The 23,263-nt window shown below is 30.3% G+C and carries 18 protein-coding genes and 9 tRNA genes; 15 read left to right on the forward strand and 12 right to left on the reverse strand.

Features of this window, described 5'->3' with window-relative positions; all coding sequences use genetic code 11:
- The first annotated feature begins 117 nt into the window (after window positions 1-117).
- The 15 genes from B5E75_RS11395 (at window position 118) to B5E75_RS11460 (ending at window position 17,414) form a co-directional block, all read left to right on the forward strand.
- Window positions 118-2,103, forward strand: coding sequence for a helix-turn-helix domain-containing protein (locus B5E75_RS11395; protein ID WP_143746964.1), 1,986 nt, complete (start codon window positions 118-120; stop codon window positions 2,101-2,103).
- A 45-nt stretch (window positions 2,104-2,148) separates the two neighbouring features.
- The gene (locus tag B5E75_RS11400) at window positions 2,149-3,267 is read left to right on the forward strand and encodes an aldo/keto reductase (protein ID WP_087359345.1); all 1,119 of its coding nucleotides are present in this window, start codon (window positions 2,149-2,151) and stop codon (window positions 3,265-3,267) included.
- A gap of 92 nt (window positions 3,268-3,359) precedes the next feature.
- Window positions 3,360-4,652 carry an N-acetylmuramoyl-L-alanine amidase gene (locus tag B5E75_RS11405; RefSeq protein WP_087359347.1) on the forward strand — a complete coding sequence of 431 codons (1,293 nt, stop codon included), beginning with the start codon at window positions 3,360-3,362 and terminating at the stop codon, window positions 4,650-4,652.
- A gap of 9 nt (window positions 4,653-4,661) precedes the next feature.
- Window positions 4,662-5,102: a PH domain-containing protein gene (locus B5E75_RS11410; RefSeq protein WP_087359349.1), complete on the forward strand. Its 441-nt coding sequence runs from the start codon at window positions 4,662-4,664 to the stop codon at window positions 5,100-5,102.
- A gap of 132 nt (window positions 5,103-5,234) precedes the next feature.
- Window positions 5,235-6,647, forward strand: a complete 1,413-nt coding sequence (locus B5E75_RS11415; RefSeq protein WP_087359351.1) for an amidophosphoribosyltransferase — start codon at window positions 5,235-5,237, stop codon at window positions 6,645-6,647.
- 93 nt (window positions 6,648-6,740) lie between these two features.
- Window positions 6,741-7,577: a tRNA 2-thiocytidine biosynthesis TtcA family protein gene (locus tag B5E75_RS11420; RefSeq protein ID WP_087359353.1), complete on the forward strand. Its 837-nt coding sequence runs from the start codon at window positions 6,741-6,743 to the stop codon at window positions 7,575-7,577.
- Window position 7,578: 1 nt separating this feature from the next.
- Complete coding sequence (locus tag B5E75_RS11425; RefSeq protein ID WP_087359355.1) at window positions 7,579-8,271, forward strand: tRNA threonylcarbamoyladenosine dehydratase; 693 nt, start codon at window positions 7,579-7,581, stop codon at window positions 8,269-8,271.
- Between the two features lie 57 nt (window positions 8,272-8,328).
- Entirely contained in the window at window positions 8,329-8,739 is a 411-nt protein-coding gene (locus B5E75_RS11430; RefSeq protein WP_087359357.1) for a hypothetical protein, read from the forward strand.
- 108 nt (window positions 8,740-8,847) lie between these two features.
- Complete coding sequence (locus tag B5E75_RS11435) at window positions 8,848-10,845, forward strand: penicillin-binding transpeptidase domain-containing protein (RefSeq protein WP_087359359.1); 1,998 nt, start codon at window positions 8,848-8,850, stop codon at window positions 10,843-10,845.
- Window positions 10,846-10,937: 92 nt separating this feature from the next.
- Window positions 10,938-11,096 (forward strand): hypothetical protein, encoded by a 159-nt coding sequence (locus tag B5E75_RS14630; RefSeq protein ID WP_162607688.1) that lies wholly within the window; start codon window positions 10,938-10,940, stop codon window positions 11,094-11,096.
- 14 nt (window positions 11,097-11,110) lie between these two features.
- On the forward strand, window positions 11,111-12,367 hold the full coding sequence (locus B5E75_RS11440; RefSeq protein WP_087359361.1) for a helix-turn-helix domain-containing protein: 1,257 nt from the start codon (window positions 11,111-11,113) through the stop codon (window positions 12,365-12,367).
- A 440-nt stretch (window positions 12,368-12,807) separates the two neighbouring features.
- Entirely contained in the window at window positions 12,808-14,790 is a 1,983-nt protein-coding gene (locus tag B5E75_RS11445; protein WP_087359362.1) for an ATP-binding cassette domain-containing protein, read from the forward strand.
- Window positions 14,791-14,803: 13 nt separating this feature from the next.
- Window positions 14,804-16,585: an ABC transporter ATP-binding protein gene (locus B5E75_RS11450; protein WP_087359364.1), complete on the forward strand. Its 1,782-nt coding sequence runs from the start codon at window positions 14,804-14,806 to the stop codon at window positions 16,583-16,585.
- A 140-nt stretch (window positions 16,586-16,725) separates the two neighbouring features.
- On the forward strand, window positions 16,726-17,142 hold the full coding sequence (locus tag B5E75_RS11455) for a hypothetical protein (RefSeq protein ID WP_087359367.1): 417 nt from the start codon (window positions 16,726-16,728) through the stop codon (window positions 17,140-17,142).
- Window positions 17,139-17,414 carry a hypothetical protein gene (locus B5E75_RS11460; RefSeq protein WP_087359369.1) on the forward strand — a complete coding sequence of 92 codons (276 nt, stop codon included), beginning with the start codon at window positions 17,139-17,141 and terminating at the stop codon, window positions 17,412-17,414. Before B5E75_RS11455 ends, B5E75_RS11460 begins: the two co-directional genes overlap by 4 nt.
- A 24-nt stretch (window positions 17,415-17,438) precedes the next feature.
- Here the strand turns inward: B5E75_RS11460 and B5E75_RS11465 are convergent, their stop codons facing one another.
- The 12 genes from B5E75_RS11465 to B5E75_RS11520 all read right to left on the reverse strand — a co-directional run bounded on the left by B5E75_RS11465 (window position 17,439) and on the right by B5E75_RS11520 (window position 23,188).
- Window positions 17,439-19,292 carry a VWA domain-containing protein gene (locus tag B5E75_RS11465; RefSeq protein ID WP_087359371.1) on the reverse strand — a complete coding sequence of 618 codons (1,854 nt, stop codon included), beginning with the start codon at window positions 19,290-19,292 and terminating at the stop codon, window positions 17,439-17,441.
- A 5-nt stretch (window positions 19,293-19,297) separates the two neighbouring features.
- Window positions 19,298-20,926 (reverse strand): AAA family ATPase, encoded by a 1,629-nt coding sequence (locus B5E75_RS11470; protein ID WP_087359373.1) that lies wholly within the window; start codon window positions 20,924-20,926, stop codon window positions 19,298-19,300.
- A gap of 109 nt (window positions 20,927-21,035) precedes the next feature.
- A tRNA-Glu gene (locus B5E75_RS11475) sits at window positions 21,036-21,111 on the reverse strand.
- Window positions 21,112-21,118: 7 nt separating this feature from the next.
- Window positions 21,119-21,194 (reverse strand) — tRNA-Asn (locus tag B5E75_RS11480).
- Window positions 21,195-21,197: 3 nt separating this feature from the next.
- Window positions 21,198-21,271 (reverse strand) — tRNA-Gly (locus B5E75_RS11485).
- Between the two features lie 7 nt (window positions 21,272-21,278).
- Window positions 21,279-21,367 (reverse strand) — tRNA-Leu (locus B5E75_RS11490).
- A gap of 15 nt (window positions 21,368-21,382) precedes the next feature.
- Window positions 21,383-21,458: transfer RNA gene (locus B5E75_RS11495), tRNA-Lys, on the reverse strand.
- A gap of 7 nt (window positions 21,459-21,465) precedes the next feature.
- Window positions 21,466-21,549, reverse strand: a tRNA-Tyr gene (locus tag B5E75_RS11500).
- 5 nt (window positions 21,550-21,554) lie between these two features.
- Window positions 21,555-21,630, reverse strand: a tRNA-Thr gene (locus B5E75_RS11505).
- A 7-nt stretch (window positions 21,631-21,637) separates the two neighbouring features.
- Window positions 21,638-21,713: transfer RNA gene (locus B5E75_RS11510), tRNA-Val, on the reverse strand.
- 4 nt (window positions 21,714-21,717) lie between these two features.
- A tRNA-Gln gene (locus B5E75_RS11515) sits at window positions 21,718-21,793 on the reverse strand.
- A gap of 117 nt (window positions 21,794-21,910) precedes the next feature.
- The gene (locus B5E75_RS11520) at window positions 21,911-23,188 is read right to left on the reverse strand and encodes an aspartate aminotransferase type Ic (RefSeq protein WP_087359375.1); all 1,278 of its coding nucleotides are present in this window, start codon (window positions 23,186-23,188) and stop codon (window positions 21,911-21,913) included.
- Between the last annotated feature and the right edge of the window lie 75 nt (window positions 23,189-23,263).

Here is a 23,263-nt window from a genome sequence, read left to right on the forward strand (position 1 = left end):
GTCTATAAAAGATTCCGACATTTTAATCAGTTCACATCAAAAAAGACCAATTATCATCAAAGATAGTTGGTCTTATGTTTTTATTTATCGGAATCTTTAGAAAGTCGGGATATCAGTTTGAATTCCGATATCGGAATTCAAAAAGGAACCAGTATGCCTGACATTTCTTTATTAAAAGAGTTAGCTAGAATTTTAGATGTGACAGTGGATGAATTATTGAATGGTGAGGATAGTTTGGAAAAAACACAAACGCAGACATCTCATTATCAAACAATGACAATAAAACGATCTATGTATAAAACATATCTTCAACAGATGATTTATAATCAACAACCTTTATTCATTATGACAATTTTAGTTGGATGTTTACTCATTTGTGGAGGTTATGCAATCTATCTTTTAAATCGTTATTTACAACACCATTTTGATATTATAGGACTTGTTATGATGATATTTGGTTTATTGTGTTTAATAAGTCTAAAAGTCAAACTGGTATTACAAACACATTTTTATAAGCCTAAAGATATTCAATATCAACTACATCAACAATCATTTGATTATATTCAAGATGGAAAGAAAATATCATATTTCTATCAAGATATTCAAGATATATGGAATTTTAATGATTATATAGTTTTAAAAATTCAAAATAAAAATCTCTTTATTTTACATGAAGATTTGTCCTACATACAACAACAATCTACAACAAGCATACATGCTCCTATCTCTTATCAAGAGAAAATACAATTATGGATAAAAATGATATCTTTGATTATTTTTGTATTACTAACATGTTTAGAAGTAGGATATGTTGTTATTTTAAAAAGAATCGGTTTTGAATATTTTTTTGATGCTTTAGAATGGATTGTTGTTGCAGGAATGATTATATCTCTATATATCTTCATCTTTATTGATAAGAAACAAAGGTCACATCAGACTTACATCATTGGAAGTTTATCAATAGGAATCATCTTTGTTATTCTATGGGATGTGGGAAGTCGTTTATCGCCCTATCATACTTATTATTCTTTATCACCAGATTTATCAAGTCAACTGATTCTTAAACAAAATAAAACAACAGGACAATTTAAAGATTTACATTATACTTTTTTATGTTTTGGAAAAGCCAATGGCATCTATGATGCTCAAGGAGAAAATATTTCAACGCTATGGTTGAATGGTGATAATAATCTTGTCAGTTATGATGATCATAATCATCAACAACAAGCTTTTATAGCGACCTATGGCGATAGAGGAAATGGTATATCATATTATTATGTTTTATCAACATTATCTGGAAATTGGATAACGCAAGATAATCAAGATCAAAATTATGAAGTCAGTGTTAATAATGGAAAAGTAGAAATTCATAGTCATAATCAAATAATGGCATTTGAATCTCCACAAATTGAACAGTTTGGAACAACAGCTATTGTATGTAAAAATGAGTATGGTATACCATGTTATGTTATTGCACTAAATAAAAATTGTGATTTAAATGATGAGGGACTTATTGCTTCAGGAGGAACGATAACGATTGTTAATGTAGAAGATCAAATACCTGTAGAGTTGTTTTGTACAACATATAAAGAAGATCCTGATGTTCAACAACAAATCAATCATGATATGGAAGAAAAGGCTGTGAAACAAATCAATGAAATGAAAACATTATTAAAACAAGATGCTTCCTTAAAAAAATTTCAAAACACCAATTATTTATTAAAGGTAGAAACCCAGTCACAAGATTTTTTTGAGATTACACGATTAGCTTATCAAGTAGATATTGGGAAAACTTCTGATAGTATTTATCAATTGACAGACCAAATCAATATGATAGTTGTGAAAGCAGGGACAATAGATGACTTTTATGTAGAAGTAGAAGCTGATACATGGATGGAAAATGAATCAACTGGTGAAATCATTGAAGGTGGGTATATTCCTCAATATCGAATTATGAAAGGTGATGGATGTTATCTGGTAAGAAAAATGGAATATCGTGTACCGGGTGATATTCAACTTATCGCATTGTCCTCTCCTTTAAAAAAAGATGTTTCAAAAAATACGCTTTATCGTTTTGAAAGACAGAGAGTTGTTATTGAATAACTTATAGTTTGTGATTTATAATGATAAAAAGTGAGGAGGTCAAGTATGGAAAGAAGACAATTTGAAAAGTTAGGAATAGAATCATCATTGCTTGGTTTTGGATGTATGCGTTTCCCTTTAGATGAAAATGGAAATATTGAAGAAAAAGAAGCAGAAGAAATGCTGGACATGGCTATTTCACATGGTGTCACATATATTGATACAGCTTATCCATATCATAATGGAGATAGTGAACCTTTTGTAGGACGTGTTTTAAAAAAATATGATCGTAACCAATATACTCTGGCTACAAAATTACCTATTTGGAATGTCCATAGTCAAGAAGAAGCCAAAGATATCTTTGAATCACAATTACAAAGATTAGGTGTAGATTATGTTGATTTTTATTTATTACATGCTTTGGATGCTAAAAAATGGGAAAAGGTGAAGGAATATCATATTATTGAATTATGTAAGCAATTAAGACAAGAAGGAAAAATTAAGTATTTAGGATTTAGTTTTCATGATGAATATCCAGTCTTTGAAACAATCTTAAAAGCACATCACTGGGATTTTTGTCAATTACAATTAAATTATATGGATATGAATATTCAAGCAGGACAAAAAGGTGTTGATTTAGCTAATCAATTAGGTGTTCCTTTGGTTGTTATGGAACCAATCAAAGGTGGGAGTTTAGCAACCCTTCCAGCAGATGTAACAAAGATGTTTCAAGATTATGATTCTAAAAGAACATTAGCTTCTTGGGCTTTGCGTTATGTAGGAACATTACCGGGAGTTAAGGTGATTTTGAGTGGTATGTCAACATTAGCACAAGTGAAAGATAATCTGAAAACTTTTGAAAATTATCAAAACTTAAATGATGAAGAAATGGCGATTGTGGAAAAGGTGGCGGATACATTACATGCCCGTACAAAGAATGGATGTACAGGTTGTGGTTATTGTATGCCTTGTCCTTTTGGTGTGAATATCCCTTCTAACTTTAAGTATTGGAATAATTGCTTTATTTATGATGATGAAAAATTATTTAAAGGAAAATACGAAAAGATGAGTGACCAAGAAAAAGCCAGTCACTGTCAACAATGTGGAGCGTGTGAAAGAATGTGTCCACAACAGCTACCAATTCGTGAAGATTTAAAAAGAGTCGTTAAAGATTTTGAAGGTTAATTTTATGATGAGAGTTGTTATATTTATGATAACGACTCTTTTTTTCATAAGATGAAGATGATAGAATAAAGATAATGAAGGGAGAGGGTTGAATGACAAAAAAGAAATGGATTATTGTTGCTTTAGCTATAATCATTATCGTTGCAGGAGCTATTGGTGGTTATATATGGTATCAAAATGATCAAAGACAGAAAATATTAGATTCTATTCAATTAACGTTTACAGATCAGACAGTGGTGGAATATGGAAGTGATATCAAAGCAGAGGATTTTGTTGATCAACAAAGTGGAAGATTGATGGCTCCAACTTTAGATACTATGTCATTAGGTCAACAAACTTTAGAGTATAAAGTGACAAAAGGAGATTTAAGTAAAACCTTTAAACATATGATTGAAGTAAAAGATACAAAGTTACCAGAAATTCAATTATCTAAGGATTCAGTCAGTATAGAATATGGAGATTCATTTGATGTGAAATCATATATTCAATCTGTTAAAGATCCTGTTGATGGCCCTTTAACATATGTGTCTAAAGATAAAATCAAAGATAAACAGACAGGTTATTATACATATGAAAATAATGTCAACACGAAAAAAGCAGGAACATATAAGGTTGTTGTGAAAGCTGTAGATAAAAATAATAATCAAAGTGAAAAAACATTGAAAGTCACAGTAAAAGAGGAAGTTAAAAAAGATGCTACAAAATCTCAGAGTTCATCATCTTCTTCATCTTCAACTTCTACACAACAATATGTCCCTTCAGCTAGTAATAAAGTGATTGTGATTGATCCGGGACATCAAGGACGAGGAAACAGTTCTTTAGAACCTGTTGGACCGGGAGCATCTACAAAAAAGGCAAAAGTTGCTGGTGGAGCTACAGGGACAACAACGAAAATTCCAGAATCTCAAACAACTTTAGAAATTGGATTAAAATTAAGAAGTGAATTGCAGTCACGAGGCTATACAGTCATTATGACAAGAACAAGTCAGAATGTTGATATTTCGAATAAAGAACGTGCGATGATAGGTAACAACAATAATGCTGCAGCAGTTATTCATTTGCATTGTGATGGTGCAGGTTCAAGTGCAAGAGGGGCACATACGATTGCTCCAGCAAAGGATAATCCTTATTGTGCTTCTATTTATAGTGCATCATCAAAACTGGCTCAAAAAGTCATTCAATCTTATTGTGCTGCTACTGGCTTAAAAAGTAGAGGTGTTTCTTATCGTAATGATTTATCGGGGATTAACTGGAGTGAAGTTCCATCTATCTATATAGAAATGGGATTTATCACAAATCCAACTGAAGATCGTTTATTAAATGATGATGCTTTTCAAACAAAATGTGCAAAAGGCATTGCTGATGGAATAGATGCTTATTTTTAAGGAGGGCATATGAAACGTTATCGTTCAAAGATAGGTATAATGTGGATTATAGCTATGAGTGTGATTGTCTATGGTAATTATGAAATCATCAAATTACTGATAGGAGATTTTTCATGGTTAGGTTTTTGGTTTATTGTGATTATATTTGGTGGTGTAGATGTTTTAATGATAGCATGTACGATAGGAACATATTATGAGTTTCATGAAGATTATTTAGAAGTGAAATGTGGTTTTTTCTTTCATGAAGATATACCTTATTTAGATATTCGCTCTTTTAAAGAAACACATAATCCCTTAAGTTCTTGTGGTTTATCATTGGATCGTATAGATATGATATATAAAGCCCAAAAAGGAAGAAATGGAAATAGTGAGGTATTGATTTCACCTGTTAAAAAACAGGAGTTTATTCAAGAGTTAGAAAAGCGATCAAGAATTTTTATGACAAAGTAGCCTTGAAAAGGCTACTTTGTCTTTGGAGATAACGATAAAAAAGTCGTGAAATAATAAAAAGTTTGTAGACTTTTATGGCGAAATTGATTAGAATAGGTGTGTAAATTGATAAACAAAGGAGATAGGAACAGTATGAGTGGTTTTTTTGGGGTAGCATCACAAAATGATTGTGTTATGGATTTGTTTTTTGGAGTAGATTATCATTCGCATCTAGGAACAAGAAGGGGTGGAATGGCTGTTTATGGAAAGGATGGATTTCAACGTTCTATTCATAATATTGAAAATTCACCTTTTCGTACAAAGTTTGAAAAAGATGTAGAAGAATTTGCTGGAAATATTGGGATTGGTTGTATTTCTGATAGTGAAGCACAGCCTTTACTGGTAAATTCACATTTAGGTTCTTTTGCGATTACAACTGTAGGAAGAATTAATAATTTAGATGAATTAAGAACTTTATGTTTTGAACAAGGAAAAACACATTTCTTAGAAATGAGTGGGGGAGAAATTAATCCTACAGAAATGGTAGCAGCATTGATTAATCAAAAGGAATCTATTGTAGAAGGTATTCAACATGCTCAAAAACTTGTCAAAGGATCTATGAGTATTTTGATTATGACAAGTGAGGGTATTTATTGTGCTAGAGATAAATTAGGAAGAACACCTGTCATTATTGGAAGAAAAGATGATGCTTATTGTGTCACTTTTGAAAGTTCAGCATTTTTAAATTTAGGATATCATCATTATAAGGATTTGGGTTCTGGAGAGATTGGATTTATTTATCCTCATGGGTTTACACAAAAAGTCAAACCTAATGATCAAATGAAAATTTGTTCATTTTTATGGGTTTATTATGGATATCCAACTTCAACATATGAAGGAGTCAATGTTGAAAAGATGCGTTATGATTGTGGAAGTATGTTAGCTAAACGTGATCAAGGAACAGTTGAACCTGATAGTGTCGCTGGAGTTCCTGATTCAGGATTGGCACATGCGATTGGTTACGCTAATGAATCTGGTATCCCATTTGCAAGACCATTCATTAAATATACACCAACTTGGCCTCGTTCATTTATGCCACAAAGTCAAGGTCAAAGAAACTTAATTGCGAAAATGAAATTAATTCCTGTTAAAGAATTAATTAAAAATAAGAGTTTATTGTTAATTGATGATTCTATTGTCAGAGGAACACAATTAAGAGAAACAACAGAATTCTTATATCAATCTGGTGCCAAAGAAGTCCATGTTAGACCGGCTTGTCCACCGATATTGTTTGGATGTAAATATTTGAATTTTTCACGTTCTAATTCAGAATTAGACCTTATTACAAGACGTGTCATTAAAGATTTAGAACAAGGCGATGTCACTGATGAGGTATTGGCAGAATATGCTAATCCAGATAGTGAAAAATATCAACAAATGTTAGATGAAATTTGTAAGAGATTGAAATTTACATCTTTAAGATATCATCGTTTAGATGATCTTATTGAATCTATAGGTATTGAACCATGTAAGTTATGTACTTACTGTTGGGATGGAAAAGAATAGCAGAGCGTTATGAACGTTCTGTTTTTCTTTAAGAAGCGATTGTATTGTTTTTTTATATGTATTCATGTAAAATAAAACAGCGAGGAGATGGGTATGGACAGAGTTAAACAAATAGAACAAAGTATTATTAAAAAATATCGTAAACCAATATGGAGAAAGTTTGTAAAAGCTATTCAGACATATGATTTAATTCAACCGGGAGATAATATTGCAGTGTGTATTTCTGGAGGAAAGGATTCTATGTTGATGGCTAAATTATTACAGGAAATTAAAAGACATGGTCAATTTGATTTTGGTTTAATCTTTTTATCAATGGATCCGGGATATAATCAAAAGAATCGCCAAAAGATTGAAGAAAATGCAAAAATTATGGGTATACCTGTACAGTTTTTTGAATCAGATATTTTTCAAGTTGTCACAAATATTGAAAAATCACCATGTTATTTATGTGCTAGAATGCGTAGAGGTTTTTTGTATGCCAAAGCAAAGGAATTAGGATGTAATAAGATTGCTTTAGGACATCATTTTGATGATGTTATTGAAACAATTTTAATGGGTATGTTCTATGGTTCACAAATACAAACAATGATGCCTAAATTACATAGTACAAATTTTGAAGGAATGGAACTGATTAGACCGATGTATTTGATTGAAGAAAAAGATATTATTCATTGGTGTCGTTATAATGATTTATCATTTATTCAATGTGCCTGTCGTTTTACAGAAGAAATGGAAGAACTAGGGGAAGTGCATCATACTTCAAAAAGAGAAGAAATGAAGAATTTATTAAAGTATTTAGAAACAATGAATCCTAATGTGAAAAAGAATGTTTTTAAGAGTGTAGAAAATGTGAATCTGGCAACCATTATTTCATATAGTGATGAACAGGGAAAACATCATTTTTTAGATACTTATGATAAAGGAGAATAATATGTTTTCTAGATTTGAATTGTTAGTTGGAAAAGATTGTATTTGTCAATTAAATCAAAAACATGTGATTGTTTTTGGTGTCGGTGGTGTCGGTGGTTATGTTGTAGAAGCACTAGTCAGAAGTGGAATCGGGCATATCACAATAGTAGACAATGATACAGTATCGCTTTCTAATTTAAATCGTCAAATCATTGCGACACAAGATACGATTGGAAAAAAGAAAGTAGAAGTCATGAAAGAAAGAATTTTATCTATTCATCCAGATTGTGATGTCCATACTTTAGAAATGTTTTATTTGCCAGAAAATGCAGATGATATTGATTTGACACAATATGATTATGTCGTAGATGCAATTGATACGATTACTTCCAAAATAGAATTAGCAATGCGTTGTGATCAGAAAACTCCTTTAATAAGTTCTATGGGAACAGGGAATAAAATGAATCCAGCCATGCTAGAAGTGAGTGATATTTATAAAACATCCGTATGTCCTCTAGCTAAAGTGATGCGTAGAGAATTAAAGAAAAGAGGCATTCAACATTTAAAAGTTGTTTATTCCAAAGAAGAACCTTTAAAACCACAAGTATCCAATGAACAAACAAATAAAAGAGTTATACCGGGTAGTACATCCTTTGTTCCATCTAGTGCCGGTTTATTAATAGCGAGTGAAGTGATTAAAGATTTGTTGAAATAGATAAATCTTTTTTCACATTTTTTGCTTATAGGCATATGTTAAATTGAGGTGTCAAAGATGCGAGATCAACTTCAATCTTATATTTATACAGAAAAATTTTTGGCTCAACTTTATCGTCGTGCAGCAGCTTTAGCTTCATCACAGGAAGAAAAAGAGGCATTATTAAGATTTGCGAAAAATGCTGAACAAAATGCTATTTATTTGAATTATTTTTATAAGTTAGAATATGGCATTAATTATGATCCAATGATTCCTGATGTGAATTTACAAGGTGGTTATAGAGCTGTTCTTAATGAAATTTTGAGATTAGAAATCAATTCTTTTTTACAGTATCGTACCCATACTTATAATCAAGGTAATAATGAATTTAGAGAAACAATGAGAGCTATTTCAGATACGAAATTAGGTCATATCCTTACTATTTTAGCAATCATTACAAATCTTAATGCTCCACAAAACAATGGCTAACTTTTAGTTAGTCGTTTTTGTTCTCTTAAAAAGCGACAAAGTCTAATATGTTCATATTTCTTTTGTTTTTTAAAAGTGTTATACTAAAATAGCAAAGGAGGGAATAACATGGGTGTTGTTTATACAAATAATAATTCCAAGAAATATTTCATTATTGGAGGTATTGTTGGAATTATAGTGATTGTAAGTGTTGTTTTATTTTTCTTGTTATCGGGGAACAATAATGAAGGCACATTAAAAGATTTTTATACTTTGATTTCAGAAAAGAAATATGATGAAATGTATGATTGTATTAGTGAAGAATCACAGAAAAAATATGATAAAGAAACATTTGTGACAAGAAATCAAAATATTTATGAAGGAATTGAAGCTAATCAATTAAGTATTGAAGTTTTAGATGAAGAAGATAACCAATTAACTTATCAAGTTAAAATGAATACAGTTGCTGGTGAAGTTTCTTTTGAAAATAAGACAACAATAGAAGATGATAAGATTGTATGGGATGATTCTTTTATTTTCCCAGACTTAACGCAAAATGATAAAGTCAGAGTATCGGAAGATGAAGCAAATCGAGGAAGAATCTTAGACCGCAATGGAAAAATGTTAGCAGGGCAGGGAGAGGCTTACTCTGTTGGGCTTGTTAGAGGAAAATTAAATGGGGAAAATGATTATGATCAATTAGCAAAATTACTATCATTAACAAAAGAAAGTATTCAAAAAACAATGAGTGCTGCTTGGATTCAAGATGATTCTTTTGTCCCATTAACAACAATTCCATCTGATGATACACAACTAGAAAATCAGTTATTACAAATACCAGGAGTACAATTAAATACTGTAGAAGTGCGTAGCTATCCTTATGGAGAAATCACTTCTCATTTAACAGGATATATGCAACAAGTAACGGCAGAAGATTTAGAAAAACATCAAGGAGAAGGCTACACAGAAACATCAATGATTGGTAGAAGTGGTATAGAAGCTGCCTATGAAAAACAATTAAAAGGAACAAATGGAGCAACTATTTCTATTGTTGATGAAAATGGAAGTACAAAGAGTACAGTAGCTACTCAAGAAAAACAAGATGGACAAGATATTACATTAACAATTGATATCGATTTACAAAAAGATTTATATCAATCATTTGAAAATGATCAAAGTGCTTCAGTGGCAATGAATCCAACAAATGGAGAAGTTTTAGCGTTAGTCAGTACACCATCATTTGATAGTAATAATTTTATTTATGGATTTTCAACGGAAGAATGGGATGCTTTAAACAATGATGAAGCACAACCACTGACAAATCGTTTCCGTTCAACTTGGGTGCCTGGTTCAACTATGAAATCTATTACAGCAGCAATTGGTTTAGAAACAGGTTCATTAGATGCTTCTAAAGATTTTGGAGCTGAAATGAAATGGCAAAAAGATTCAAGCTGGGGAGATTATTATGTCACAACATTACATGCTCCTAACCCTAATAATTTAAAAAATGCTTTAATTTATTCAGATAATGTTTATTTTGCGAAAGCGGCATTAGAAATTGGAAAAGATAATCTTGAAAAAGGATATCAATCTTTAAAGATTGGAGAAGATATACCTTTTGAATTAGCATTAACAAAATCACAATATACAAGTGATTCATTTGATAAGGATATACAGATTGCTGATAGTGGATATGGTCAAGGACAAATTTTAATGAATCCTGTACAAATGGCATCTATTTATAGTTCATTTATGAATGATGGAAAAATGATGACACCTCATGTTGTGAAATCTACTGAAACATCTGTATGGGCTGAACCATTCTCAAAGAAAACAACGGATGAAATCAAATCAGATTTAATTCAAGTTGTAGAAGATAGTCACGGAACAGCTCATAGCTTGAAGAATAGTCAATTCCAATTGGCTGCAAAAACAGGAACAGGAGAAATTAAAGAATCACAAGATGATACGACAGGAACAGAAATAGGTTGGTTATCTGTTGCTTCTACAGATTCATCAAATCCTATTGTTATTACAACAATGGTAGAAGATGTGAAAGGTCGTGGTGGAAGTGGTTATGTTGTTGATCATGTGAAACAACCATTAATGTCATATTTACAAAGATAGAAAACGGAGAAATCCGTTTTTTTGTTACACAACAAAAAGGAGTTGATTGAAAAAATATATATTTGATAAAATGAAAGCAGGAGGAAAAAGTTGTGAAAAAAATATTAATGACATTATTTGCATCAGCAATTTTATGTGTAGGAGTATTTATTCATAGACATGATGAAAATTGTGGATATAACCTTCAAACAAAGACAGGATGTATTTATGAAGAAGTTGGATTGTTAAAGGATGAAGGACCAGCAATATAAAGTAGGAGGCAATCATGATAGAAAGTATTGGTGGAATTATTAAACTTAATAGAATCCAAAATGAATTAACTTTGAAATATGTGAGTTATAAAACCGGTCTTTCAAAAGGCTATTTAAGTCGAGTTGAAAGAAATAAAGAAGGAATATCTTTTGAAAATGTTCAAAAGATATTTTCCTTAATGGGTATAGAATTTTCTACTGAGAAAATTGATGAAAAATTTGAAAATGATTTTTATCAATTTATAAATGATGTTATATATATGAAAGATTTCGAGAAATCATTTTTGAAATTAAAAGTGTATGAAAAAAATATATATTCATCATTTTCATATATAAAATATTTATTAGCAGAAATGATTTATAATATTAATATTTATGATTCTATTAATATAACAGATTATTTTTATATTGAAGAATATTTTGATTACTTAGAAAGTTATCAAATAGTGTTATTTTATGATTATATTGGTGTTTATTTTTATTATAACAATTTACATACTGAAGCAATCATGTATTATGATAAGGCTATGATGTATAAAGGAAATCAATATAGCAGTGCAATGTTGAATTATCATAAAAGTATCAGCTTAACATGTATAGAAAGGTTAACAGAAGCATTTGATTGTGCCATTCAAGCAAGAGAATCTTTTTGTGAACAATTAAATTTGAGAAGACTTGTAAGTATTTCTTTTCAAATTGCGGTAATTTATTGTCATATGAGAAATTATAAAAAAAGTGAAGAAATTAATTTAAAGTGTATTGAGATGTTTGAAGAATTGCAAATGCAAAAATCTGTAATTAGTACGTATAATAATTTATTTTGGGATTATATTTGTGCACAAGAATATAATAAAATTTTATCAAAAAAAGATGAGGCTCTATTAAGAAGCAATAATGATGTAAGAATTCTTTTTTATATATCCTTTGCTTATTATCAACTAAATAATTTATCTTTAGCTAAAAAGTATATTAAAAAAGCTAAAAATAATATATCTTCTATTTCGGATCAATACTTTATTGATATAATACAAGCTTTTTATGTTCTTTTATCAGATTCAAGTTATGAGAGAAAAGAAAAAAAGCTTTTCAATGTCTATAAAACATCAAAGAAAATACAAAATATTCAGACAACGTTATTCATATTAGAAATTATAAAAGATTTTTACAAGAAATATAATAAACAAGATAAGTATATACAATGCTTAGAAAAATTAAATAAATCATATAAGCAAATAGATTATAGTTTTATTTTTGATGAAAATATAGGATAAGTTACACAAAAATAGCAACTTGAAAATAAGTCAATAACAAGTTATATTTGAAGTATAAGATAATTCATATATGAAAGATATCTTTAGAAAAAACTTATTGAATGAAAAAATTAGGATTAATATTTGTAGATGCAATGATTTATGGAGGAGTAGGAACTGTTTAAGTGTTGGATATTCAACCAAGAGGACCACAACTCTATAACAAAAAGTACAATAAAACCATGTTATTATAGAAGCTCTATTAAAATTTTTTCTTTAAAACATTCTGCAAGATTTTTGCTAAATAAATATTCAGTTAGATTATTAAACATAGAGGGGTTTTACTCCTCTATGTTTAATATAAATTTGAATAGTACGTTTACGTTGGGAAGTACATAGTATCAAATAATTCAGTATAATGAAAATATTAAAATTTATTGATTGGTTAATAGGAGAATAATATGTTAGAAATTAAAAATATCAATATCTCATTTCAAAGAAATATATTCAATGATGCAAAAATTCAATTCTATGATTCTCATATACACGCTATTATTGGAAAAAGTGGATCAGGAAAAACAACATTTTTAAGAAGTATGGTCCAAGATTTTCCTCAATTACAAATGGAAATGGTTTATAATAATAAAATAATTAATCAAAAGGATGATTTTGTAAAAGAACATATCGCATATGTTGATCAGTTGGGTAGTTATTTTCCTAATATGTCTATAAAACAACATTTTTCTTTTTATGCACAGATGAAAGATGAAAAGATAGAAGAAAGTGAAATAGAAAGATTTTTAAATCAAGTGAATTTACACCATATCAATATCAAGAAATCTCCAAGTGTATTGTCCATTGGTGAAAGAAAGAGGTTTTTGATTGCTTTAGCTTTGTATTGTGATAAGGACATTATCATTTTAGATGAACCAACAGCCTCTTTAGATAAAAAGAATATTATCCTATTGAAAGAAGTATTGTTATCATTAAAAAATAAGATGATTATTTTAACCACACATACACCAGAAATCTTAGAGATATGTGATGTCATCTATAAGATAGAAAATCAACAATTTGAAATTGAGAAACAAGAAATACATGATCAAAATGAAATGACTGATAAGGTAAAGAAATATCATTTTTCACCTATTAAATATTGTCAATATAAAACACCTATACAGTGGATACAGTTTGCAGGAATTATTATTATATCAATATTTATACTGATTCAATCAATGCCATTGACACAATCTTTTATGAATACCACAGAGGTAGATCCTTTGATTTTTAATCAATCATCAAAAGAAATGATTTTTATGAGAAATAGAAGTGGGCAATTAGATATGATATATGCACCTGCTTATGAGGATGAAATCATTCAACCAATGAATAAAGATGATTTTAATAAAATTCAAAATATGGATGGAGTTAGGAAAATAGAAACATTTAAAGTTTTAACGCTTTTTAATCCAAATAGTACAGATGAAACTCAAAGTATGGAAATTATTGATCAAAATGGGCATTCAAGTATCTATTCAGTTGAAGCAGATGGAAGTCGTGCACCGGCAATTTTCCCATATTATGAAGAAAATGATTTTAATGCTCATGATAACGGAATTTATATAAACAGTATGTTGTCTGAGATATATAATATTCATGAGGGAGATACAATCAAAGCGAAGTTTTATATTCCTTATCAACAATATGTATTAGATATGAATCCATATAGAAAAATATCTTATGTATTAAAAGAACTGGAATTAAAGGTGGATAAGGTTTTAAACAATGATGAGAATTATCGTTCAGTTGCTACTGATTTTATGATTTATGTGCCTGATCATATGTTTCGTGATATGATAAACAATGTCAATGAAAATGATGAAATGGTTCCTTCTTCTAGTGTTAATAGAGCAGCTGATCAAGTTGATGCACAACCTTATACAATGGATGAATATGTTATTTTTGTGGATGAAGATCAAGCGAAAGAGGTTTATGATGCTATATTAGAAATGGATAGCCATTATGATGCATATTCTGTATATTTGGATTATCTTGAAATAGATGTAATACAAAAAGATGCCTTTCAAACACAGCTTGTGAGTGTTGCAGGTATTTGTGGTATAGCACTGGCTGCTTTTATAGTGGTGCAATATTTTATGATGAAATCAAGAAAAGAAGAAATGAATTTGTTAAGAAGAAATGGAATCAATAAACAAAAAATTCATCAAGTGATTTTATTTGAAAATGGAGTTTATTTTGTTGTTGTGAGTGTGGTTGGATTGATATTGGCTTATTTCTATCAAAGTTATTTAGATGATTTTACAAATATGTTTGTATTTAATATTATTGTGTTGGTAATCAGTTTATTCTTATTGCTAGTGAATGTCATCGTATCTCAGTTCTTACTAAAAGATAAGAAACATTTAAAAAATAGAAAGTTATAAAAAGAGGTAGGGTATGTTATCTTTAAAAAATATTAACTTAACTTTTGATAGGGAATTGATCAAGAATGGTGAGCTTTATGTGCCTAATGAACAATTGACAGTGCTTTTTGGTCCTAGTGGTTCTGGAAAAAGCAGTCTATTATATGATATGGCTTTTCTAACAAAACAGATTCAAATGGATTACATCTTTGATGGTATTGATGTTCATACTTTATCTCAAGATGAAATTAAAGATATTCAAAAAAATCAAATAGCTTTTGTTTTTCAAAATATTCCATTGTTTGATAGTATGAATTTGATGGAAAATATTCGTTTTTTCTCTAGTTTGACACATGATGAGTTTGATGAAGATCAAGCAAGACAATATCTTACAGATTTAGAATTATATTTAGATGACCAGACACCTATTGAACATCTTTCTGGTGGAGAAAGACAACGCTTAGCTATCATTTGTGCTTTAATGAAAGATACACCTTATATATTTATGGATGAACCTACGGCTTATTTAGATGAGGATAATCGACAAGAGTTTTTAAAAATTATTGATTTATTAAAAAATCAATATCATAAAACGATATTGATTGCGACGCATGATGAACTGATAAAGGACGTTTGTGATTGTCTTTATGAAATTCGCAATCAAAGAATCTATTGTTTAAAAAAACAAGATGTTTTTGAAACAAAAGCAGTTCATCATATATCCAATACATTCCACCAATTATCAGTTTTCTTTCAATATCAATTTAAAAAAGAAAAATGGAAACATCGTATTTTTCAATTATTTCTTATCCTTATCTTATTTATAAGCACATTTATGGGAGTCTATTTTCAATATTATCAAAACCAGTTAATGCAGACAGTTAAAGATTATGAAAGTTTACAATTGATTGTTGAAATGAATCATAATATCAGTTCTAGTCAGATAAGAGATATAGGGAATATGGAACATATTCAAAGAATAGAGAAAATTTTTCCACTTGTATCAGATAATAATTATTTAGTATGTCCTTATTTGGAATCTGATTTCTTTTATCGTGATATAGCTCAAACTTTTGATACTCCATCGTATACAGGTGTTTACATCAACTATGAAGTTTATAGAGATACGCAAAATCAATCTATTGAACTGTTGTTTGATAATCAAAAAATAGAAGTGAAACCACAATTTCAATTAGATAAGAATTTTGATGATTATTCATTGAATTTATCTCTAGCAAGAATTATTTATATACCTTATGATGATTATATGGAAATATATCGTGCACAAGGATTTGATAATAATCAAACATCATTTGCTTTAATCAAAATAGATCAAAAGGAATCATATATTGAAGTTTTAGAAAAATTATCAAGTCAATATGATGATATAACTTTAGAAAGTCATCAAGAAATTTTAACGTTATTAGATGTTAAACAGATGGCAGATTATTTGAGTGGAACAATGATGATTATTCTCTTTATTATTGTTGTTGTATCAATTATTCTTTTAAAAATAAATGATTATTATCATATGAGATTTGCACAAGTTTTATTAGAAGCAAATGGTATAAAAGATCAAAATATTATGAAAGCACATATTCTTAAAGATGCCTCTTTATATATTTTACCTATGTTCATCTCTTATATTATGTTGATTGGATGCTTTTGTGGACTTGGTATGTTTCAAGTGGATATAGCCGTTTATTCATTAGTAATTCTTATTTTCAGTTCGTTATTGATATTTGTAGTATCTATGATTATATACATGATGATTAGAAAAATATTTACAACGACAAGAATCTTAAAATCAATATAAACATCTTTGAAAGAAGATGTTTTTTCTTTATAAAATGACTTTACATTTAAATGAAAGATGATATACTAAAAGTAGAATAAATATTATTTTTCATATTTAAATTATTTTAATGATTTATGATGTGGGAAAGGGTGAAGAATATGAAAAAGATTTTCATAACATTTCTAGGTTTGTTTCTTGTATTAGGAATAAGTGGTTGTCAAAAAAGTCATGTAGATGTTGAAGATGTTGCGAAAAAAATTGTATATTTTTCACAGGATCTACTTCAAGCAGAAGGTAATGAAATAGAGGAAATTCTTCAAAATGTCAATGATGAGTTTAAAAATCAAATGAAAGATAATATCATTAAAGATGTACAAATAAAGGTTTTGGGTAATGTGGAAAATGATTTAAAACCATATGATTTACCTATAACGATACAGTCAGTGGCTATAGAAGAAGGAGATAGTCAGATTGTGACAGTTAAGTTTGTAGATCAAAAACAAAAAGAAGGACAAACAGTTTTACAAATGCAGAATGATGGAAAACAAGTGACATATGTGGGGTATAGAAGATGAAGAAAATAGATGGGATATTGATAAAAATACAATGGCTTATTATTTTGATTGCTGGAATCTTTTTATTGTTTCATGGACATAATCATGATTTTGTGATTGTGTTATGGGTACTTTCTGTTGTGTGCAATGCATTTTGGTCAAGAGGATATCGTGTTGCGAATGTAGAATATGCATATAGTCAAATTATTCAACGTTATCCCATCGTTTGGATGGTTTTGAGAATGTTGATTATCGTTATTATATCTATTTTTGTTATAGGATATGTTATATAAAAACATCTCGATTAAGAGATGTTTTTATATAGCGATTTCTTTTAATTTTTGAATTAACATATCGGGTAAAGTTTCAATGTTTTCAATGAATAAACCATTTGGATATGTTTTAGTAATCAATGGAGCAGTTTGTATACCAATTCCTATAACATCAATATCTTGATCTTTTTTATATAAGCGTGTTAATTCGTGAATATGTTCTACGCCATGCGTATCGCCATCAGATAAGACAAAGACAAAACCTTTGCGGTGTCTTTTGTAGGCAGATAGTTTCTTTAAAATATATTCTAAAGCGATATCTTCATGTGTTCCACCAGATGTATGCATAGCATAAATACGATTCAGTAAATATCTTTTTTGGCAATCTTGAAAGGAAATAATTTCAGTGAGCTGAACCTGTGTTTTTCCAAGTGCTTTATGTGCAGAAATACAGAAGGGTATTTTTAATGTCTGTAAAACTCTTGCGAGTTCAAAGCATCCTTTCATTGTATTGATAATTTTGTCACCACTCATTGATTCACTTGTATCAACAAGAATAGAAACACATAAATCTTTCTTCTTTCCTTGTTTATGAGTCTTAAATACACGTCCATCTAAAGAAGCACGATAGAGATTTTGTTGATCTAATTGTCTTCCATATTCTAATTTATGCTTTGTCTGACTTTTTGAAGCATACATTCTTTCACGCTTAAATAATCTCGCCAGTTTGTTACTTCTGATAATACTTTCATTTTGATTTCTTAAAGCAATAGTACCGTATTGAGTAGGTGTTGTTCTTTCTAAAGGTGATAAAACAATAGATTGTTCAATGGAAGAATGATAAGTTTGAGATTGAAAGCTTTTCTCCTGTTGTTTTCTTTGTTTTTCTTCACGTCTATGAATATCTTGTAGAATTTGATGTTTTTGTGTTTTTTCGGCTTCATTTTCAAGTGATTCAATACGTTGAAATTCTTCATCAGAAAGATTAAGCTGATATTTAGTTGGTGTTTGTTGAGGTGAATTTTGTGATTCACCTTTTTGAAATTGAATTGCAATTTCACTAGACATTTGAGAAAAAAGACTTTGAGAAATACCAGATATTTTAGAACCGTTTTGAATTGTATCAAATATTTCTTTGACAGTTTCATCCATAATGGGTTGACATAGATTGAGAATTTCTTTAGCTATTTCTAAACGTTCTTTTGTATGATTTGTCTGTAAACGCCCTTGAATTGCTAATTTTCTTATTTGGATAAAATTTTGTGAAAGATAGTGAGGTAAATAGATGATACTGTTATTTAACTGAAATCTGTATCCATAGGTACAGATGACCATGATTTCTTTAATGATTTTATCCATTAAGAAAGCTGTATCAGTCTGTTGATGTTTTTCTTTAAGAAAAGATGAAGTGATAGCTTGTCGGGCATACATGAGAGGATTCCAAGTTTCTGGAAAATCAATGCCTAAAGCATTTTCAACAGCACCTTCTTCAATAGCTTTTAAAACAAGTGGTAGATTGGTTTGAAAGACATAATTTGTAATGATGGATTTGAGTTCTCGATAAGACATCTGTTTGTTAAGAAAGTCTTTTGCGGCAGAATTAACTTGGGTTAAAGCTTGAGAAGCTTGAATGTAAGTTTGTGATAAGATTTGAAAATCACAATAGCGTAAACTTGCGAGTTCATGGAACAAAAGTCCTTCCATAAACATCTCATAACCTTGAGGGTGAAAGTGTTCAAGATAATGATAAGGAGCTTTTTCACCAAGAGTAATAGTTGCTTGATGATTTTTGATTTGTGAATAACATTGATTGCTTTCATCAATAGTGAGATGAATAGGCATCTGAGCATAAAGAACTGTATCTTTTTTGAGTTTTTGTTTGATTTGTGATGATAACATAGAGATTATTCAACAAATTCATGAACAATGAGTGACATGACAGAAGCAGCAGGTCCATTTGTCGCAAGAATTTGACGAGCATCTTCTAAGTTTAAGATTTCATCATCTTCTTCAGCTAATTCTGAAATAATTGTGACCAGACTTGCACGAATCACATCACCATCTAAATCAACAGTTTTATTAGCCCAGTTCAGCAATGTTCTTAAGTCAATTCTTTGTGTTGTTTCATTACCTTCATTAATAATAACATTATGGAAAGCGTCAAGTAATGATGCCATTTTTGTTGCAGTTGTATCATCAATTCCTGTTTCTTTGACAATGATATGTGACATTTTGTCGATAGGTAATTGACTGATTTTTATTTTATTTTGAATACGTGATTTATGAGAAAGATTCATTTCATTTGTTCCTGCATAACCAATATTCATGCTTTCACCAAATCTAAAGAGTGGATGAGCATGAATGATTTCTCCATTGTCTAAAATCTTTTGCTTTGTACCATCTAAAACATCATTTAATGATGAAATGATGTCGCTATCAACCATATTGATTTCATCGAAAATAAACATACCACCATATTTCATCATTAAACTTAGAGGTCCATATTCAAAAACAGTTTCACCATTTCTTAAGACATATTTACCAAATAAAGTGGATTCATCAATTGAACGGCTTCCTACCATTTTTAAACTTGGTAATCCTAATGCTCCAGCAACACAGAGTAATTTTGTTGTTTTACCAGTTCCAGAAGGACCATAATATAAACATGACCATGTTTTTCCTCTTTGAAAAGATTTAATTAAATCAAAGTCATTTTGATCTAAAAAATGACGATTTTGCATATACAAACGTTCATTATCTTTAATTGATTCTTGAAGAAATAATGGTAATTTCATTCTTTCTTGTGTTGAATAGAGAGGGGTTACATCTAATATAGTATAGGATGAAGAAGATAATGACTGATAGATTTGTTGTTTTGATTGTAAATCTAATAATAAATGTTGAAGGTCTTCTTGAAATAAAAAGACAGGTGTTAAAGATTGAGTATTAAATGTCATATGAAGATGGTTTAATAATTCTTCAACAGAATCATAATGTAAAGATAAAAAACAATCTTGAAGTTGAAGAATATCTTTTAATATTTGAATCAATCTTTTAGCAATGTTTAAAACGTATTTATAGTGATTTGCATCCCATTCATTAGCATGATGATGTTGGCTCATATCAATGTGACGCCAGTTTTCATAAATATCTTGAAATGTTTCTGTTTGGTATTGATTATATATGTAGTTGATTGCAACGAGTAATAAACGATATAAACTATCGCTTTTTTCATAGGCACTTGCTATAATGAAACGTTGATCTTGTAAAGAATATTCTAAATACGCTTCTTTTTGGTTATTGTGAATAATTTGAAATAATAATGAATGTTCATGAGTAAAAAGATAGACCTGATCATTGTTGTATTGACTATGTACAAGACCCATGATGGCTTTAGCAGTTTCGTATTCATAAGTATAGGTAGTTCCATCAATATAGTCCAGTGTCAGTTTTTCTCCATAAAGAATATGCTCGCTATGATAACCAGGGGAAATGGAATAAGGTTTATATTGTTTGAGTTCGTCAAGTATCATATTTTATCGGCTCCTTTTCTTGATACATATTATAACATGAATAGACTATATCACAAATCATCTGCTTATATAAATAAAAAAACGATCTGACGATCGCTTTGTTTTCATATGGTGACCTGTACGGGATTCGAACCCGTGAATGCATGCGTGAAAGGCATGTGAGTTAACCGTTTCTCCAACAGGCCATAAAAATGGCGCTTGAAGTAGGACTCGAACCTACGACCGATCGGTTAACAGCCGATTGCTCTACCAACTGAGCTATTCAAGCGTATGGAGCGGGTGATGGGAATCGAACCCACGTAGTCAGCTTGGAAGGCTGAAGTTCTACCATTGAACTACACCCGCAAAAGAATGGTGCCCAGGGCCGGAGTCGAACCGGCACGGATTTTAAGGTCCGCAGGATTTTAAGTCCTGTGCGTCTACCAATTTCGCCACCTGGGCATATATGTTTATGAATGGTGACCCGCAGGCGACTCGAACGCCTGACCCTCTGATTAAAAGTCAGATGCTCTACCTACTGAGCTAGCGGGTCAAAAGAATGGTGGGGAGGGGCGGATTCGAACCACCGAACCGAAAGGAACTGAGTTACAGTCAGCCGCGTTTAGCCACTTCGCTACCTCCCCGTATATGGTGCCGGCTAAAGGACTTGAACCCTCAACCTACTGATTACAAGTCAGTTGCTCTACCAATTGAGCTAAGCCGGCAAATAAATGGTGGAGGTTAACGGGCTCGAACCGCTGACCCTCTGCTTGTAAGGCAGATGCTCTCCCAACTGAGCTAAACCTCCAACATGGCTGGGATAGCTGGATTCGAACCAGCGCAATGACAGAGTCAAAGTCTGTTGCCTTACCGCTTGGCTATATCCCAACAGTGCTTATTTAATATATCAATTTTTTGGAGTATAGTCAATATTTTTTAAGCGAAAATTTAATTTTTTTCATATTTCACTTATAAAAGGAAAAAAGATGAACCATTGGATTCATCTTAGTTTTCTAATAATTTTTCAATACTTACAAGTTTTACACATAAGACAAAGAGTTCTGTTGCCTGTTTTAATTCATCTAAAGGTGGATATGAAGGAGCAATTCTGATAATGGAATCATGGGGATCATGACCATAAGGGAAAGTCGCTCCAGCATTTGTTAAAATCACACCTGCTTCTTTACATTTTTGTACAATATTTTTAGCACAATCTTCTAGAGCTTCAAAAGTGATAAAATAACCACCTAATGGTTTTGTCCATTTCCCTATTTTTAAATCAGCTAACTCTCTATTAAAAATATCAATAACCATTTCGAACTTAGGTTTTAAAACATCTGCCTGTTTTTCCATATGTTGTGTTAAACTTTCAACATTATGAAAATATTGAGCATGTCTTAACTGATTCAATTTATCATGTCCAATTGACTGAATACTCATATGTTTTAAACTATCTTTTTTGTTGTTGAGTGAAGTAGCCATAGCAGCTACACCAGCACCTGGAAAAGTTACTTTAGATGTTGAGCAGAATTCAAAGACCATATCTGGATTTCCAGCATCTTCACAAGCCTTTAAAATATCTTTAACATGACTTTGCTTATCTGCATATAAATGATGAACAACATAAGCATTATCCCAAAAAATACGAAAATCTTTCGCAGCTGGTTTTAAATGAGCAAATCGATCAACGACTTTATCTGAATATGTAATACCAGAAGGATTGGAATATTGAGGAACACACCAGATTCCTTTCACTGTTTCATCTTCTTGAACATATTTTTCTACTAAGTCCATATCTGGTCCATTTTCATCCATTGGAATGGGAATCATTTCAAAACCAAAATGTTCTGTAATCGCAAAATGACGATCATAGCCAGGAACAGGACATAAAAATTTAATCTTGTCTAAACGACACCAAGGGGTATTTCCTAAATAACCATGAGTATAACCACGACTGATCTGATCAAACATAATTGTTAAACTGGAATTTCCATAGACAATAATATGTTCAGATGTCGTCATTAACATATTTGCAAAAAACTGTTTTGCTTCATTGATACCATCCAAAATACCATAATTACAATAATCTTTTTGATTTGAAAAATCATAATGACTATTAATAGTATCTAACATGGGCATAGAAAGTTGAATTTGTGAAAAGTCAGGTTTTCCACGTGCCATGTTTAATTGTAAATGTAAATCTTTCATTGCTTGATATTGTTTTAATAATTCTTGATGTAAAGTTTTTAATTCTTCTTGATTCATGTCTTGATATGCTTTCATTTTTAATCCCCCACTTTGAAGTCATTGTACCTTTTCATTCAATAAATTGCAATCTTTATTCGATAAGAAAAAATA

Source organism: Massiliimicrobium timonense, assembly GCF_002160865.1.
Taxonomy (GTDB): Bacteria; Bacillota_I; Bacilli_A; order Erysipelotrichales; family Coprobacillaceae; genus Allocoprobacillus.